The 14,755-nt window shown below is 61.5% G+C and carries 18 protein-coding genes; 15 read left to right on the top strand and 3 right to left on the bottom strand.

What is annotated here, in order from left to right; genetic code table 11:
- Positions 1-8: 8 nt before the first annotated feature.
- The 5 genes from M727_RS0102345 to gph all read left to right on the top strand — a co-directional run bounded on the left by M727_RS0102345 (position 9) and on the right by gph (position 3,416).
- Entirely contained in the window at positions 9-443 is a 435-nt protein-coding gene (locus M727_RS0102345) for a ribulose bisphosphate carboxylase small subunit (protein WP_023797690.1), read from the top strand.
- Between the two features lie 8 nt (positions 444-451).
- Positions 452-1,390, top strand: coding sequence for a CbbX protein (gene cbbX / locus M727_RS0102340; RefSeq protein ID WP_027151306.1), 939 nt, complete (start codon positions 452-454; stop codon positions 1,388-1,390).
- Positions 1,391-1,451: 61 nt separating this feature from the next.
- Positions 1,452-2,138, top strand: a complete 687-nt coding sequence (rpe, locus tag M727_RS0102335; RefSeq protein WP_027151305.1) for a ribulose-phosphate 3-epimerase — start codon at positions 1,452-1,454, stop codon at positions 2,136-2,138.
- Between the two features lie 22 nt (positions 2,139-2,160).
- Positions 2,161-2,718: a thioredoxin family protein gene (locus M727_RS0102330; protein WP_027151304.1), complete on the top strand. Its 558-nt coding sequence runs from the start codon at positions 2,161-2,163 to the stop codon at positions 2,716-2,718.
- 8 nt (positions 2,719-2,726) lie between these two features.
- On the top strand, positions 2,727-3,416 hold the full coding sequence (gene gph, locus M727_RS0102325) for a phosphoglycolate phosphatase (RefSeq protein WP_245268354.1): 690 nt from the start codon (positions 2,727-2,729) through the stop codon (positions 3,414-3,416).
- Between the two features lie 107 nt (positions 3,417-3,523).
- On the opposite strand, the gene M727_RS0102320 is transcribed toward gph, so the two are convergent.
- Positions 3,524-3,904 carry a cytochrome c family protein gene (locus M727_RS0102320; protein WP_027151302.1) on the bottom strand — a complete coding sequence of 127 codons (381 nt, stop codon included), beginning with the start codon at positions 3,902-3,904 and terminating at the stop codon, positions 3,524-3,526.
- 588 nt (positions 3,905-4,492) lie between these two features.
- Between M727_RS0102320 and M727_RS0102315 the strand changes: the two genes are divergently transcribed.
- The 6 genes from M727_RS0102315 to M727_RS0102290 all read left to right on the top strand — a co-directional run bounded on the left by M727_RS0102315 (position 4,493) and on the right by M727_RS0102290 (position 9,240).
- On the top strand, positions 4,493-4,702 hold the full coding sequence (locus tag M727_RS0102315; RefSeq protein WP_027151301.1) for a hypothetical protein: 210 nt from the start codon (positions 4,493-4,495) through the stop codon (positions 4,700-4,702).
- 39 nt (positions 4,703-4,741) lie between these two features.
- A complete protein-coding gene (locus M727_RS0102310; RefSeq protein ID WP_027151300.1) occupies positions 4,742-5,728 on the top strand; it encodes an ABC transporter substrate-binding protein in 987 nt (328 codons plus the stop codon).
- 44 nt (positions 5,729-5,772) lie between these two features.
- Positions 5,773-6,552 carry an ABC transporter permease subunit gene (locus M727_RS0102305; protein WP_051505505.1) on the top strand — a complete coding sequence of 260 codons (780 nt, stop codon included), beginning with the start codon at positions 5,773-5,775 and terminating at the stop codon, positions 6,550-6,552.
- Positions 6,521-7,261, top strand: coding sequence for an ATP-binding cassette domain-containing protein (locus M727_RS0102300; RefSeq protein ID WP_036261082.1), 741 nt, complete (start codon positions 6,521-6,523; stop codon positions 7,259-7,261). Before M727_RS0102305 ends, M727_RS0102300 begins: the two co-directional genes overlap by 32 nt.
- A 36-nt stretch (positions 7,262-7,297) precedes the next feature.
- Entirely contained in the window at positions 7,298-8,269 is a 972-nt protein-coding gene (locus tag M727_RS0102295) for a quinoprotein relay system zinc metallohydrolase 2 (protein WP_051505486.1), read from the top strand.
- Positions 8,270-8,376: 107 nt separating this feature from the next.
- Entirely contained in the window at positions 8,377-9,240 is an 864-nt protein-coding gene (locus M727_RS0102290; protein ID WP_027151296.1) for a quinoprotein dehydrogenase-associated SoxYZ-like carrier, read from the top strand.
- 54 nt (positions 9,241-9,294) lie between these two features.
- Here M727_RS0102290 and M727_RS0102285 read toward each other — a convergent pair whose 3' ends face one another.
- Entirely contained in the window at positions 9,295-9,648 is a 354-nt protein-coding gene (locus M727_RS0102285) for a hypothetical protein (protein WP_027151295.1), read from the bottom strand.
- Positions 9,649-10,321: 673 nt separating this feature from the next.
- Here M727_RS0102285 and M727_RS0102280 point away from each other — a divergent pair.
- The 4 genes from M727_RS0102280 (at position 10,322) to M727_RS0102265 (ending at position 14,358) form a co-directional block, all read left to right on the top strand.
- The gene (locus M727_RS0102280; RefSeq protein ID WP_027151294.1) at positions 10,322-12,220 is read left to right on the top strand and encodes a methanol/ethanol family PQQ-dependent dehydrogenase; all 1,899 of its coding nucleotides are present in this window, start codon (positions 10,322-10,324) and stop codon (positions 12,218-12,220) included.
- A gap of 183 nt (positions 12,221-12,403) precedes the next feature.
- Complete coding sequence (locus M727_RS0102275) at positions 12,404-12,925, top strand: c-type cytochrome, methanol metabolism-related (protein WP_027151293.1); 522 nt, start codon at positions 12,404-12,406, stop codon at positions 12,923-12,925.
- 1 nt (position 12,926) lies between these two features.
- Positions 12,927-13,790 carry a quinoprotein dehydrogenase-associated putative ABC transporter substrate-binding protein gene (locus M727_RS0102270; protein ID WP_036261078.1) on the top strand — a complete coding sequence of 288 codons (864 nt, stop codon included), beginning with the start codon at positions 12,927-12,929 and terminating at the stop codon, positions 13,788-13,790.
- A 10-nt stretch (positions 13,791-13,800) separates the two neighbouring features.
- A complete protein-coding gene (locus tag M727_RS0102265) occupies positions 13,801-14,358 on the top strand; it encodes a PQQ-dependent catabolism-associated CXXCW motif protein (RefSeq protein WP_027151291.1) in 558 nt (185 codons plus the stop codon).
- Between the two features lie 50 nt (positions 14,359-14,408).
- Here M727_RS0102265 and M727_RS42235 read toward each other — a convergent pair whose 3' ends face one another.
- Complete coding sequence (locus M727_RS42235) at positions 14,409-14,546, bottom strand: hypothetical protein (RefSeq protein ID WP_023797673.1); 138 nt, start codon at positions 14,544-14,546, stop codon at positions 14,409-14,411.
- Positions 14,547-14,755 lie beyond the last annotated feature (209 nt).

The following is a 14,755-nucleotide window of genomic DNA, read 5'->3' as shown; positions in this document are numbered from 1 at the left end:
CCGTCGCCATGATGACCAATCCGGGAAACAAGGTCACGCAGGGACAGTTTTCGTTCCTGCCCGACCTGACCGATGAGCAAATTTCGGCGCAGATCAAATATGCGCTGAAAAACCACTGGGCGGTCAGCGTCGAGTACACGGACGATCCGCACCCGCGAAACACCTATTGGGAAATGTACGGCAACCCGATGTTCGACCTGAAGGACCCGGCGGGCATCCTGCTTGAAGTCAACAATTGCCGGAAAGCCATGCCCAACATGTATGTCCGGGTCACCGCCTTCGATTCGAGCAAGGGCTGGGAAGCGCCGCGCATGTCGTTCATCGTCAACCGGCCGCCCAACGAACCCGGGTTCCGGCTGCTGCGCCAGGAGCGCGACGGCCGCAGCCAGGGCTATTCGATCGTGCCTTATGCGACCGACAGGCCCGAAGGCGAGCGGAGCTAGCCGAAACCATGCTGGACGCGATAGCAAAGGGCACTGCCGCGCCGGACGAATCGGTCGATCTGCAGGCCGAGTTCGAGGCGTCCAACATCGATGAGGTGCTGGGCAAGCTCGACCGCGAACTCGTTGGCCTGAAGCCCATCAAGACCCGCATCCGCGAGATCGCGGCGCTGCTCCTGGTCGACCGGCTTCGCCGCAAGTTCGGCCTGACCTCGGGCGCGCCGACGCTGCACATGAACTTCACCGGAAATCCCGGCACCGGGAAAACCACCGTGGCGCTGAGGATGGCCGAAATCCTGCATCGTCTCGGCTATGTCCGCGAAGGCCACATGGTCGCAGTGACGCGAGACGATCTCGTCGGCCAGTATGTCGGCCACACCGCGCCCAAAACCCGCGAAGTGATCAAGCGTGCCATGGGCGGGGTGCTTTTCATCGACGAGGCCTATTATCTCTACAAGCCCGAGAACGAACGCGACTACGGCCAGGAATCGATCGAGATCCTGCTGCAATGCATGGAAAACAACCGTGACGACCTGGTTGTGATACTTGCCGGCTACAAGGACAAGATGGACCGCTTCTTCAACAGCAATCCCGGCATGCGCTCGCGCATCGCCCACCACCTCGATTTTCCCGACTACGGCGTCGGCGAGCTCAAATCGATCGCCGAGATCATGCTGGCGGAACAAAATTACCGTCTCAGCGAGGCGGCGGCCAAGGCGCTCGAAGAGTATCTGCCGATCCGCATGCGGCTGCCGCATTTCTCCAACGCTCGCTCGGTCCGCAATGGGCTCGACCGGGCGCGGCTTCGCCAGGCCAACCGGCTTTTCACGTCGCGAGACCGGGTGTTGACGAAGACCGACCTTATCACCATTGAGGAATCCGATATTCGCGGCAGCCGCGTTTTCGCAGAAGGCAAGCTCGAAGGCGAACCGGAGACGAAGGCGCGCTGACAAGATGACGCCGGTTGGTGTGCAGCGACCGAAAACCGAAGACGGAATGGAGCCGACGACCATGGGTACCAAGACAATCATCGCCCCCTCGGTGCTTTCTGCGGATTTCTCGCGGCTCGGCGACGAGGTCGAAGCAGTCGTCCGGGCGGGTGCCGACTGGATCCATCTCGACGTGATGGACGGCCATTTCGTGCCCAACATCACCTTCGGCCCGCCGGTGATCAAGGCGATCCGTGACCGAACCGACAAGGTCTTCGACTGTCACCTGATGATTGCGCCGGCCGACGCCTATCTCGCCGCCTTCGCCGATGCCGGCTGCGACATCATCACCGTGCACGCCGAGGCAGGGCCGCATCTCGACCGTTCGCTGCAGGCAATCAGGAATCTCGGCAAGAAGGCCGGCGTGTCGCTGAACCCGTCGACGCCGGAAAGCGTCATCGAATATGTGCTCGACCGGCTCGATCTGGTGCTTCTGATGACGGTCAATCCGGGCTTCGGCGGCCAAGCTTTCATTCCTTCTGTCGTCGACAAGGTCAGGCGGGTCAAGGCGCTGATCGGCAATCGCCCGATCGACATCGAGATCGACGGCGGCGTCACCCCCGAGACCGCCCCGCTGGTCAGCGCGGCCGGCGCCAATGTGCTGGTCGCCGGTTCGGCTATCTTCAAGGGCGGCAGCGAGGCGGCCTATCGCGCCAATATCGTCGCCATCAGGCAGGCAGCCGACGGCGCGATCCGGAAAGCCGCGTAAACCCATTTCATCGGAGGACAACATGGGGGCAATCCCACCTGTCTGCGATTTCGGCTGGCAAGCCATCGATGCCGTCTTGCCCGGCGTCGACGGCAAATCGCATTCGATCTTCAGCCACGCCGGTCCGAACGGGCTGGTGGTGGCCTTCATCTGCAACCACTGCCCTTACGTGAAGGCGGTGATTTCCCGCATCGTCCGCGATGCCGACGACCTCAAGCCCGAAGGCATCGGCTTTGTTGCGATCAACGCCAACGATGCCGACGCCTATCCGGATGATTCCTTCGACAACATGAAGCTCTTCGCCAGGACGAACGGCTTCACTTTCCCCTACCTCCACGACGAGCGCCAGACGGTGGCGCGTGCCTATGGAGCCGTTTGCACTCCGGATTTCTTTGGGCTCAACAGCGAATTGACGCTGCAATATCGCGGCCGGCTGGACGCGGCGCGGCGCGACGCCGGACCGCCCGGACTGAGACGCGACCTGTTCGAGGCGATGAGACAGATCGCCCGAACCGGCGACGGACCGCTGGACCAGATCGCTTCGATCGGCTGCTCGATCAAGTGGAAGGACGCCGCATGAACGTCGGCATGAGTAGGCCGTTTCGATCGCCGAAGGCGATCCTGTTCGATCTCGACGGCACGCTGGTCGATTCGGCGCCCGATATAACCGCCGCGGTCAACGAATTGCTGGCCGGTCGCGATCTACCGCCGCTGCGCCTGGAACAGGTCAAGGCGATGATCGGCGGCGGCGTCAGGAAACTGGTCGAGCGAGCCTTCGCGGCATCCGGCGCGCCGCTCCTCGGCAGCGCCCTCGACGAGGCCAACCGTGCCATGGCGCCGATCTACCGCAGACATCTGACCGGCCTGACGACGCTGATGCCCGGCGTCAGGGAGGTTCTCACCCACTTCCATTTGAGCGGAATAGCCATGGGCGTGGTGACCAACAAGCCGCAGCTGGCGGCTCGCGAAATCCTGCTGCATTTCGGGCTGACGGACCATCTCGGCGCGATCGTCGGCGGAGACGCGGTGACTTGCCTGAAACCGGCACCCGACGCTCTGCTGCTGGCGCTCGACCAGCTTCAGGTCGAGCCTCGTGACGCGCTGATGGTCGGAGACAGCGGCGCCGACGTGGCCGCCGCCCGCGCCGCCGGCATGCCGGCTATCCTGCTGCGTGGCGGCTACACCCAAATTGCCGTTGAAGCGCTTGCCGCCGACCTGGTTTGCGACGGCCTGCTCGATCTGCCTTCCGCCATGCGCAGGCTGCAAGACGCCGCTTGACCGGCGCCAACCAGTGCGGGCGCCGGCCGAACGCAGTTTGCGAACGGCCGGCGAAGTCGCGTTACCCCGGGGGGAAGAACCGGGTTACTTCCTGCGGAAAAACCGGGTTATTTGGAGTATTGCTTCAGATAGGCGATGACGTTGGCGAGATCCTCGTCCTTCTTGAGACCGGGAAACGCCATCTTCGTACCTTTGATCATGCCCTTCGGGTCGCGAAGATAATTCGTCAGCGTGGCTTCGTCCCATTTGACGCCGGATTTGCCCGCCTCGGCCATCGGTTTGGAATATTTGAACCCCGGATGCGTGCCGGCCGTCCGGCCGATAACGCCGCTTAACGACGGACCGATCTTGTTCTTGTCCTCGTCGACGACATGGCAGGCCTTGCATTTGGCGAAGACCTTCTCACCCGCGGCGGCATCCTGTGCCTGCGATTGGTTTGTAATAAACGTCGCAACGGACACGACGGCGAAAAATGCGACTGCACGCATGGCATTTCCTCATTGATCGTCAAGGTGCCCTGGACGATTTGCGCATGCCTTTGTCTGATCATCGGCATGCATCGTTTTATGCAGAGCGAGAGCTTCTCCCTTGTGGAGTTGCAGCGCCTGCATCCTGGAAGCTACCCGGCAGATGAGCGATGTCAACCGCTACCCAAGTTCAAGGCAGTCGCTTCGGGTTTGCGCTGCCTTCCAGCGTTGAAGGCTGGCGAAAGCCGAAGCGACATCCAATCTCCCCCCTTGCGGGGGAGATGTCCGGCAGGACAGAGGGGGGNGGGAAGGATCGCCAACTTTCGGCTTTATCCATCCCAACCGGAAATGAGCCTGAGGGTGTGGCTGTAATTGATCGACAGGTCGGAGGGACAGCACCCCCCTCTGCCCTGCCGGGCATCTCCCCCGCAAGGGGGGAGATCGGCAGCTTCACCGACGGCGCGATTGACGGCCATCGGGCGAACGCGTAGCCTCAAATCATTCCGGTTTTCCATGGGCACCTCGGGACTCCGGCAGCTGGCGATTTTGGCTCGCAGATCGGGCCGGTTTCGCCAAAGCGGGCGTCTTCAAGCGCGCAAGAGGTGCTGAATGGATATGGTCGACCTCATCTTGACGGTTTGCCTGATTGCCAATCCTGGCAACTGCCGAGACGAACATCTCTATTTCGAGAGCCGCGGCTCTCTGTTCCAATGCATGATGCTGGCGCCCACCGAAATCGCGAAATGGTCGCAGGAACACCCGACCCTCAAGGTCAAGCGCTGGAAATGCGCTTTCCCGAACAAAGACCGTGCGATCTGATCGGCGCCTCGGCCTGTTATGCACCCGGGAGGAGACATCATGATGATTTCGCGTCGAGGAACGCTCCGGCTGGCGGCTCTTGGAACAGCCGCGGCACTTGTCCCAAAGCCCTCCTTCGCCACGAACCGGGTTCGCATCGGTGTGCTGAAATTCGGCACCGTGAGTTGGGCTCTTGACACGCTGAAGCACCACAGATTCGACGGAGCCAACGGCATCGATCTGGAGGTCGTCGATTTCGCCGGCGAGGATGCAACCAACGTCGCCTTGCTGGCCGGCGCGATCGACATGATCGTCTCCGACTGGCTGTGGGTCTCGCGCCAGCGCTCCGAAGGCGTAGACCTCACATTGGTCCCCTATTCGACCGCCGTCGGGGCGATCATGGTGAAGGAGGGAGCGCCGATCCGCACGATCTCCGATCTCAGGGAAAAAAAGCTCGGCGTCGCCGGCGGGCCGCTCGATAAAAGCTGGCTGCTGATCCAGGCGCTGGCCAGACGCGATCACGGCCTCGACCTGCCGGCAACCAGCGACATCGTCTTTGGCGCGCCGCCGCTGATTTCGGAAAAGGCGATGCAGGGCGAGCTCGATGCGGTGCTCAATTTCTGGCATTTTTGCGCCCGGCTCGAGGCCAACGGCTTTCGTCGGCTGATCGGCGCCGATGCTGCGGCGAAAGCGCTCGGGGCCTCGGGCGCCGTATCGGCGCTCGGCTATGTCTTTCATGACAAATGGGCGAACGACCATCCGGACGCTATCAGCGGCTTCATCAAGGCTTCGGCGCAGTCCAGGGACTTGCTGGCCAGATCCGACGATGAGTGGCTGCGCCTTGCGCCGATTATCCGCGCGCAAGGCGAGGAACTGGCCAAACTGCGTGACCGCTATCGCGAGGGCATTCCCAGACGCCCCGTCGCCGAGGATGCGGCCGACGCCGGCAAGCTCTACCGTGTGCTGGCCGAGATCGGCGGCGAAAAGCTGGTCGGCCGCGCGCCCGAGATGGCGCCCGGCACGTTCTGGCAGGCACCCCCGCAATGAGCGCACCTGACACCGGCGATCGCCCGCCTGGCGCTGCGGCCGGCATGTCCAGCCAATCCGGCCTTTCTGCGGCGCTGACACCGGTGCTGACAGTCGCGGCCTCTCTGGTCGGGCTTGGCCTGCTGTGGGGCCTTGCGGCAAATGCCTGGCCGAGCCGTGCCTTTCCAGGGCCGGGACGGGTCTGGCAGGTGCTGCTCGCAGAGGCGGCGAACGGCGATCTTTTCTACCATCTCGGCGCGACACTCGGCCGGGTTGCCGCGGCATATGTCGTCGCGATGGTTGTCGGCTCGGTCATCGGCGTCCTCCTCGGCAGCCACCGCAGCGCAGACCGGTTCTTCGCTCCCTGGGTGGTCCTGTTCCTCAACATTCCCGCGCTGGTCGTCATCGTGCTCGCCTACATCTGGTTCGGCCTCAACGAAGCGGCGGCGATTGGCGCGGTTGCCGTCAACAAGATCCCGAATGTCGTGGTGACGATGCGCGAGGGCGCCAGGGCGCTTGATCCGAGTTACGCCGAAATGGCCGCCGTCTACCGCTTCGGTCTTCTCGACCGCATTCGCCACGTCCTGCTGCCGCAACTGCAGCCCTATCTTGCCGCCGCCTCACGATCCGGCATCGCTCTCATCTGGAAGATCGTCCTGGTGGTCGAGCTGCTCGGCCGCTCCAACGGCGTCGGCTTCCAGATCTATCTTTATTTCCAGCTCTTCGACGTCGCCGCCATCCTTGCCTACACCCTGGCTTTCGTGGCGGTGATGCTAGTCATCGAACTCTTTCTGGTGCAGCCCGTTGAACGACATGCAACCCGTTGGCGCCGTCGTCCCGCTTAGGGTCGACATCGCCGAAAAGACTTTCAGGTCCGCGCAAGGCGTCTCGATCACGGCGCTCCAGGACCTTTCCTTCGAGGTCCGGCAAGGCGAATTCGCCTGCTTGCTGGGGCCGTCCGGCTGCGGCAAGACCACGACGCTGCGCATCCTGCTTGGGTTGGACAAGGACTTTTCCGGCTCGTTCCAACTGCCTGAAGGCGGCTCCAACCGGATCGCCGCCGTATTCCAGGAGCCGGTCTTGCTGCCGTGGCGAACAGTGGAGCAGAATGTCAGGCTGGCGCTGCCGAAAAGCCTGAGAACGAAGAACCTCGACGGGCTGTTCGACACGCTCGGCCTCGCCGGAATGCGCTCGCTCTATCCGGCGGAGCTTTCGCTCGGCCTTGCACGCAGGGCAGCGCTTGCCAGGGCCTTCGCCACCGAACCGGCTGTGCTTTTCCTGGACGAACCCTTTGCCTCACTCGACGAACGGACCGCCGAGCGGCTTCGGCACCTGCTTTTGACCGTGTGGTCGGCGCGGCCCACGACCGCCCTGATGGTAACCCACAATCTGCGCGAGGCGTTGATGCTGTCGGACCGCATCATCGTGCTCGCGCAGCGGCCCGCCCATGTGCTCGGCATGTTCGACGTAAGGCTGCCGCGGCACTATCGCAATCCACAGGTGATGAGCGACCTATTGCGGTCGTTCCAGCAAAAGTTTCCGGGCGTGGCCTGATCGCCGTACAGTTCGGAATCATATCGGGAGGAAGCCATGCCGATCGACAGGGCACGACGCAAGCTCGTGAACGGCTTCGCCTGCACCGCGGTCAGCGCAGCGATGCTGCCCTGTTGCCTCGGGCGGTCCGCTCTCGCCGCAGCCTACGGCCTTGAATTCAAACTCAGGAAAGTTGCCGACGGCGTCTTCGCCTTCCAGGGCGTCGATGAATTGATGAGCGCCACCAACCAGGGCGCAATCTCCAACCTCGGCGTCGTCGTCGGCACCGACGCCGTCGCCGTCATCGACAGCGGCGGCAGCCTGATCGAGGCGAACGCCCTCATCGCCGCGATCGGCAAGATAAGCGCCAGGCCGGTCCGCTACATGATCAACACCCACATGCACCCCGACCATGTCTTCGGCAACGCGGCGTTCCGGCAGATCGGCGCCACCATCGTCGGCCACCACAATCTGCCGCGCGCCCTCGAGGCGCGCGGCGCCTTCTACCTGCAGAGCTTTGGCGAACAGATCGGCGACGCGCTTATCAAAGGGATCGAGATCATACCGCCGACGATGCTGGTCGACGATCGCCTGCAGCTCGACCTCGGCGGGCGCGTGCTCGAATTGCAGGCATGGAAGGCGGCTCACACCGACAACGACCTGACCGTCTTCGACAGCGCGACCCGCACGCTGTTTGCCGGCGATCTGGTTTTCATCGGTTCCTTGCCGACGCTCGACGGATCGCTGCTCGGCTGGCTCCGCCAGATGGATGCGCTCGCCGCGATTGGCGCCACGCGCGTCGTGCCGGGTCATGGCCCGGTGCCGGCCGACTGGCCGGCGGCGTTGACGGGAGAGCGGCGCTATTTCGAAATTCTGGCGCGCGATATTCGCAAGGCGATCGCCGAGGGGACGCCGCTCCGCGACGCCGTCAAGACCGCCGGCGCAAGCGAACGGGGCAATTGGCATCTGTTCGACAACTACAACGAGCGCAATGCAACGGCCGCCTTTGCCGAACTCGAATGGGAATAGATCACAGCGACAAGCGCATGTGGATCGATTTGCCAAACGCATCGTCAAGGGTCTATCCTCGACATCGGCCTGGGCACCACCTCTCTGACATTGGTGGAGGCATCGAAATGCAGAACCACGCTTACCGGAGCCGGCAGCTCGGCTTGCCGCTCGCAGCCATCTTCGCCGCGATCATCCTGGCCATCGGCGCGCTCTTTGGCGCCTCCGGAGCCGCCAACGCCCAGCAAACAACCGCCTCTTCGGACAGGATCTGGCAGGATCTGAAAGGCGACGTGTTCGGCGATCGGGCAATTCTGGTCGATAGCGGCGTCGTCAGGATCGAGGCGCCGAAGCGGGCGCAGGATGCCGCCATCGTGCCCGTCGACATCTATATCGACCCGGCCAAGGCGCCCGCCGGCATCAAATCCGTCACCTTGATCATCGACGTCAATCCAGCGCCGGTGGCGGCGACGTTCGAGATCGGTAAGGACGCCGGCGTGACACATCTGTCGACGCGCGTGCGCGTCGACGACTATTCCTATCTGCGTGCCATAGCAGAGACGCAGAGCGGCGAGCTTCACATGGCCCAGACCTTCGTCAAGGCGTCAGGCGGATGCTCCGCCCCGGCGCTCAAGAACCAGGACGAAGCGATGGCAACGATGGGGCAGATGAAGCTGCGCCAATTCCCGCCGCAAGAGACGATGACAAAGGCGCAGGAATTGCAGCTGATGATCCGCCACCCGAACAATTCGGGCCTGCAGCGCAACCCCTTGACCCAGTATTTCATCCCCGCGCATTTCGTTCAGAAACTGTCGGTCTCGCAGGCAGACCGGCTGATCCTGTCGATGGAAGGGGGGATATCGATTTCGGAAGATCCCAATTTCCGGTTCGATTTCACCGCGCACGGCACTGGCCAAATCCAGGTCGAAGCGATCGATACGGATGGCAAGGTATTTCGCAATCAATGGCCGCTGGAGGTTACGGGGCTTTGAAGCCTCGAAACCGCATGCAACGCGCCCTATGAATCCATTCCAACGCGACGCGCTTTAGAAGCAGCGCACGTCGGCTTCCGCCTGCGCGCGCTTCAGTCCCGTGCTTGCGGCTTTTGCCGGCGCGCTTTCGCGGAACAGTCCCGAACGCTCCCCAGTCGTCAGGGACATGCTCTTGAAGGTCTCGGCCCTTTCATAATCCTCGAATGGAAGGATGGAGGCGATGACGTCGATCGAGCAGGAACAGCTCTCCAGCGCCTGACGTGTCTGGCCATTCGTCTGCATGCAGCCGACCACATAGTCGACAACCGTCACCGTCGGATAATCTGAGGCGGCGCCGGCCGGATTGGCGAAGGCCAGGGCCGACGTGAGCAACAGCGGCAAGCTCGAAAAGCCGACATATCTGATCATGGGGAATCTCCGATTGGCCGGGAACGTGACGGATCGAGCCCGCTGGATCGAGACGGATCACCGCACCAGTTGGCCTCCTGCCGCCACGCCAGTCAAGTTCTCATCCAGGCCATATAGTACCAAAGGACAGGGCCGTCCCGGCCGGCAAAAGGCCTCCCCGACAGCACGAACATCGGCCCCGAATCCTGGTGCTGAGCTTGATTTCAGGTCTCCTCCACTATCGGCAACCGAAGCGACGCGCGCATACTTAAAACCATACGCTCCAACGAATATTCCTAAATAAAAATCAATACATTTTGCCCAAAAAATACGTAAAATTTAACCACTTATATAAATCGCGCTTCATCCACAGTCGATCAATAGCTTTCCGTCCCGATTTTTTCATATCTATTTCTCTATATTGCAGTGCAACATAGGTGGAAGTGATTTTTCTTGCCTTCCTTCTGGGGATGACATAGCTTCATCCTGTTTCCGGCTTCAAGGGCGTCACCGTCAATTAGGGAGCGGCGACAGTCTTTCGTAGGCCAGGTGGGATGGGCAGTAACGGTGCCCTCTGCTCATTCGGCTTAGGTCGTGACACGCTGCCGGAAATACTTCCCCCACATGAATCGCTTGGGCAAGCCCTGGTGGGCTCAACGGACGATTCGTCATTGTGCACCCTGGGAGGACTTTGATGCGTGTATTAGCGAAAACTGCCTACCTACTAACGACCGCGGCGCTCATGTCGTTCGGCGCGGTCCACATGACGTCGGCCAATGAAGAACTGATGAAAATGGCCGAGAATCCCAAGGACTGGGTGATGCAGACGGGTGACTACGCCAACACCCGCTTTTCCAAGCTCAACCAGATCACCAAGGACAATGTGAAGAACCTGCAGGTCAAGTGGACCTTCTCCACTGGCGTGCTACGCGGCCATGAAGGCGGGCCGCTGGTCATCGGCGATGTGATGTATGTCCACGCGCCGTTCCCGAACACCGTCTATGCTCTCGATCTCAAAAATGACGGAAAGATCCTCTGGAAATACGAGCCCAAGCAAGACCCGAATGTTATTGGCATCATGTGCTGCGACACGGTCAACCGTGGCGTCGCCTATGGTGACGGCAAGATCATCCTCAACCAGGCCGACACCACCGTCGTGGCGCTCGATGCCAAGTCCGGCAAAGTCGTCTGGACGGTCAAGAACGGCGATCAGATCGACGGCGGAAAGGGCGAATCCGGCACGTCGGCGCCTGTGGTCGTCAAGGACAAGGTTATCGTCGGCATCTCTGGCGCCGAATATGGTGTTCGCGGCCACCTCTCGGCCTACAATCTTTCGGATGGCAAGCTTGCCTGGCGGGCCTATTCGACGGGACCCGATGCAGAAACCCTGATCGATTCCGAAAAGACCACCCATCTCGGCAAACCAGTCGGCGCGGACTCGGGCACGAACACCTGGGAAGGCGAGCAGTGGAAGACCGGTGGCGGCACGACTTGGGGATGGTACGCCTATGATCCCAAGCTTAACCTGATCTACTATGGCACCGGCAATCCATCGACCTGGAACCCGGTCCAGAGGCCAGGCGACAATCGCTGGTCGATGACGATCATGGCTCGCGATGCGGATACCGGGATGGCCAAGTGGCTCTACCAGATGACCCCGCATGACGAGTGGGATTATGACGGCGTCAACGAGATGATCCTTGTCGACGGCATGGACATCAAGGGCGCCAAGCGCGATGTGCTGGTGCACTTCGACCGCAATGGCTTTGCCTACACCATGGATCGCGCCAATGGCGAGCTTCTCGTCGCCAAGAAATACGATCCGGCAGTGAACTGGGCGACGGAAGTCAACATGGACCCCAGCAGCGACCAGTACGGCCGCCCGCAAGTGGTCGCCAAATATTCGACCCAGCAGAACGGCGAAGACACCAACTCGACGGGCATCTGCCCGGCCGCGCTTGGAACCAAGGACCAGCAACCGGCGACCTATTCGCCGAAGACCGGTCTGTTCTACGTGCCGACAAACCATGTCTGCATGGACTATGAGCCCTACAAGGTGAGCTACACCGCCGGTCAGCCTTACGTGGGCGCCACCGTGTCGATGTATCCTCCCGCTGGAGCCGACCACATGGGCAACTTCATTGCCTGGGATGCTGCCAAGGGCGAGATCGTCTGGTCCAAGCCCGAGAAGTTCTCGGTCTGGTCGGGCGCGCTGGCGACCGATGGCGACGTGGTCTTCTACGGCACGCTCGAGGGCTACATCAAGGCGGTCGATCATGACGGCAATGAACTCTACAAGTTCAAGACCCCGTCCGGCATCATCGGCAACATCACGGCCTACGAGCATGGCGGCAAGCAGTATATCGCCGTTCTGTCCGGCGTCGGTGGATGGGCCGGTATCGGTCTGGCAGGCGGACTGCTTTCGCCCGACAACGCCGCTGCCTGGCATGGCGCCGTCGATCAGGGCCGTGCGCAAGGCGACGAGGCTGCGGTCGTTGGGACTGCTGGTCTGGGCGCGGTCGGTGGCTACGCAGCACTTGCCGACTACACGACGCTGGGCGGCCAGCTCACCGTCTTCGGTCTCCCGGACTGAAACACGGGAACCATAGGCACGCCTCGGTTTTTTGAGAAGACCAAGGCTTGAAAAGCGAGAGCCCGGATCACCGGGAAGCCAGGACCGGGCTCTCAATTTCGCCGCGCACCCACATCGATCCATGCCGCTTCACGACAGCAAATCCGTGTGCAGGCGAAATCAAGAAATCAAGGAAGTACCTGAATGTCCGTTCGCATTGCAATTTCCGCTCTCGCCCTGGCGCTTCCTCTGGCAAGTTCAAGCCTCGCGCATGCCCAGGACAGCGCTGAAAAAGCCAAGGCCGTGACGGAAGAAGGCGGCAAGCATTTCGACGCGGAGGGAAATCCGACCTTCAAGATCGAAAACGGAGCCGTCGACTGGTACACGTTCAGCGGTTACCGCCGGTATCACTCCGATTGCCATGTCTGTCACGGACCGGACGGCACCGGTTCGAGCTATGCGCCGGCCCTGCTCAACAGCCTGAAAACAATGGATTACGCGACCTTCATCTCGATCGTCGCCGAGGGCCGCAAGAATGTCGGCGGCGGCAAGGAAAATGTCATGCCTGCCTTTGGCGACAACAAAAACGTCTATTGCTACATGGATGACCTCTACGTCTATCTGCGTGCCCGCGCCGACGGTGCGGCGCCGCGCGGCAGGCCGCCGAAGAAAGCAGACAAGCCACAGGCAGCGAAGGATGCCGAAGCATCCTGCATGGGTGGATGATATGATTGGCCGTGACGCGTTGAAGCTGTGTTTTGTCCTGCTGATGCTCGGCGCACTCGCCTTGCTGCCACCGAACGCCCAGGCGCAGGACGCCGGCCTTGGTGCCGCGGGCGAACTGGTCGACCCGGACATTCTGCGCGTCTGCGCCGATCCTTCGAACATGCCCTTCACCGACAAGAGCGGCGAAGGCTTCGAAAACCGGCTGGCCGACCTGGTTGCCGCGAAAACCGGCCGAAAGTCCGTCGCCTATACATGGTTTCCTCTTGTCGCCGGCTTCGTGCGCAACACGCTGGCCGCCAACCGATGCGACATCATCATGGGCTATGCCCAGGGCGATGAACTGGTGCAGAACACCAACGCCTACTATCGCTCGTCCTATGTGCTGGTGCACCCGAAGGGCAACGGCATGGAAGGCGTCGAGACCATCGAGGATCCGAAACTCACCGGCAAGAGGATCGGCGTCGTCGAAAGCACACCGCCGACTGCCAACATGGCCGCCAACAAGCTCATGCGAACGGCAAAGATCTATCCGCTGGCGGTGGACACCCGCCTCACCCCTTCCATGGGGGAAGTCATGATCAAGGACATGCTCGCCGGCAAGATCGATGCGGCGGTCATGTGGGGACCGATGGCCGGCTACTATGCCAAGCAACTCGGCGCCGATCTCACGATCGTTCCGCTGGTGAAGGAGAAAACCGGCTCGCGCATGTCATACCGCATCACCATGGGCGTGCGTCCGTCCGACCAGGAATGGAAGCGGACGCTCAACCGGGTGATCAGGGAAAACCAGGCGGAGATCACCAGGATCCTGCTGGACTACGATGTGCCGCTGATCGACGAACACGACAATCCGATCACGCAATGACGAGAAACGCATGAAGGGAAAGGAGACGATTTTGCTGGTCGCTGCGGGCCTTCTGGGTCTGACCGAACCGATGTGGGCTGGCGATATCGCCGAGCCCGGCGGCTACCGGATGGACGAATACCGGGCGCCGGTGCCGCAGACGCTGCAGGGCGCGAAGGTCGTGACGACGGCGGAGGCGGAGGCGCTGTGGCGGGAGAAGAAGGCCGTCTTTTTCGACGTCATGCCGAACACGCCGAAGCCGGCTAATTTGCCGGCAGGAACAATTTGGAGAGCCAAGATCAGGAAGGACATCCCAGGCAGCACCTGGCTGGCCAATGTCGGTTACGGTGCTATCTCCGAGGAGACCGCCAACTATTTTCGCCAGGGCCTCGCGGCCGAAGCCGGTCCCGACAAGTCGCGTGCCATTCTGTTCTATTGCATGACGAATTGCTGGATGTCGTGGAATGCCGCGAAACGGGCCATCGAATGGGGCTACAGTTCGGTGATCTGGTATCCGCCCGGCGCCGATGGATGGGAACGGGCCAACCTTCCGCTGGAGGAACGGAAGCCTTATGTGATTAGCAATTGAGCATGCGCATTGTTATTTTCTTGTTTTTCGACTTTTCAGAACCTGCCGTTTCATTTGTCCATTTTGAGAGCTGATGGACGAGCCATTGCAATGGTGCCCAGCAATGGTTGACTGAGAAAAGGATCGGCCCCTTCGGGCTGGTAGAAGAGGAGATATGCCATGAAGAAGAGCTGGACAAAACCGACCATGTGCCAAGTTGCTGCGGGCTTCGAGATTTCGCGGTATCTGCCTGCTGAAATTACTCCCAAGAAGTAGGCCGCAGAGGTGCGTGTCCCCGGCAACGGGGACACGCACTGTCTTGCCGCGCCAGGTCTCCGTGAAAGGCTTTGACGCGTTCAATGCGGGCGCGAAGCCATTCGCGGTCGAAAATTTGCTGTTGGTTGAACAAGCCGCAGAG

The organism is Mesorhizobium sp. WSM2561 (assembly GCF_000513915.1).
Classification (GTDB): Bacteria; Pseudomonadota; Alphaproteobacteria; order Rhizobiales; family Rhizobiaceae; genus Mesorhizobium; species Mesorhizobium muleiense.
The sequence above is the reverse complement of the archived record's forward strand: the minus strand, read 5'-3'. Positions and strand labels throughout refer to the sequence as shown.

Excerpts from the sequence above, each read along its gene's own strand:
- M727_RS0102275 (WP_027151293.1), top strand. The coding sequence starts at position 12,404 with ATGTCCGTTCGCATTGCAATTTCCGCTCTCGCCCTGGCGCTTCCTCTG.
- M727_RS0102280 (WP_027151294.1), top strand. The coding sequence starts at position 10,322 with ATGCGTGTATTAGCGAAAACTGCCTACCTACTAACGACCGCGGCGCTC.
- M727_RS0102290 (WP_027151296.1), top strand. The coding sequence starts at position 8,377 with ATGCAGAACCACGCTTACCGGAGCCGGCAGCTCGGCTTGCCGCTCGCA.
- rpe (WP_027151305.1), top strand. The coding sequence starts at position 1,452 with ATGGGTACCAAGACAATCATCGCCCCCTCGGTGCTTTCTGCGGATTTC.
- M727_RS42235 (WP_023797673.1), bottom strand. The coding sequence starts at position 14,546 with ATGGTCGGTTTTGTCCAGCTCTTCTTCATGGCATATCTCCTCTTCTAC.
- M727_RS0102315 (WP_027151301.1), top strand. The coding sequence starts at position 4,493 with ATGGATATGGTCGACCTCATCTTGACGGTTTGCCTGATTGCCAATCCT.
- gph (WP_245268354.1), top strand. The coding sequence starts at position 2,727 with ATGAGTAGGCCGTTTCGATCGCCGAAGGCGATCCTGTTCGATCTCGAC.
- cbbX (WP_027151306.1), top strand. The coding sequence starts at position 452 with ATGCTGGACGCGATAGCAAAGGGCACTGCCGCGCCGGACGAATCGGTC.
- M727_RS0102285 (WP_027151295.1), bottom strand. The coding sequence starts at position 9,648 with ATGATCAGATATGTCGGCTTTTCGAGCTTGCCGCTGTTGCTCACGTCG.
- M727_RS0102345 (WP_023797690.1), top strand. The coding sequence starts at position 9 with ATGATGACCAATCCGGGAAACAAGGTCACGCAGGGACAGTTTTCGTTC.
- M727_RS0102305 (WP_051505505.1), top strand. The coding sequence starts at position 5,773 with ATGTCCAGCCAATCCGGCCTTTCTGCGGCGCTGACACCGGTGCTGACA.
- M727_RS0102310 (WP_027151300.1), top strand. The coding sequence starts at position 4,742 with ATGATGATTTCGCGTCGAGGAACGCTCCGGCTGGCGGCTCTTGGAACA.
- M727_RS0102300 (WP_036261082.1), top strand. The coding sequence starts at position 6,521 with ATGCAACCCGTTGGCGCCGTCGTCCCGCTTAGGGTCGACATCGCCGAA.
- M727_RS0102270 (WP_036261078.1), top strand. The coding sequence starts at position 12,927 with ATGATTGGCCGTGACGCGTTGAAGCTGTGTTTTGTCCTGCTGATGCTC.
- M727_RS0102295 (WP_051505486.1), top strand. The coding sequence starts at position 7,298 with ATGCCGATCGACAGGGCACGACGCAAGCTCGTGAACGGCTTCGCCTGC.
- M727_RS0102320 (WP_027151302.1), bottom strand. The coding sequence starts at position 3,904 with ATGCGTGCAGTCGCATTTTTCGCCGTCGTGTCCGTTGCGACGTTTATT.
- M727_RS0102330 (WP_027151304.1), top strand. The coding sequence starts at position 2,161 with ATGGGGGCAATCCCACCTGTCTGCGATTTCGGCTGGCAAGCCATCGAT.
- M727_RS0102265 (WP_027151291.1), top strand. The coding sequence starts at position 13,801 with ATGAAGGGAAAGGAGACGATTTTGCTGGTCGCTGCGGGCCTTCTGGGT.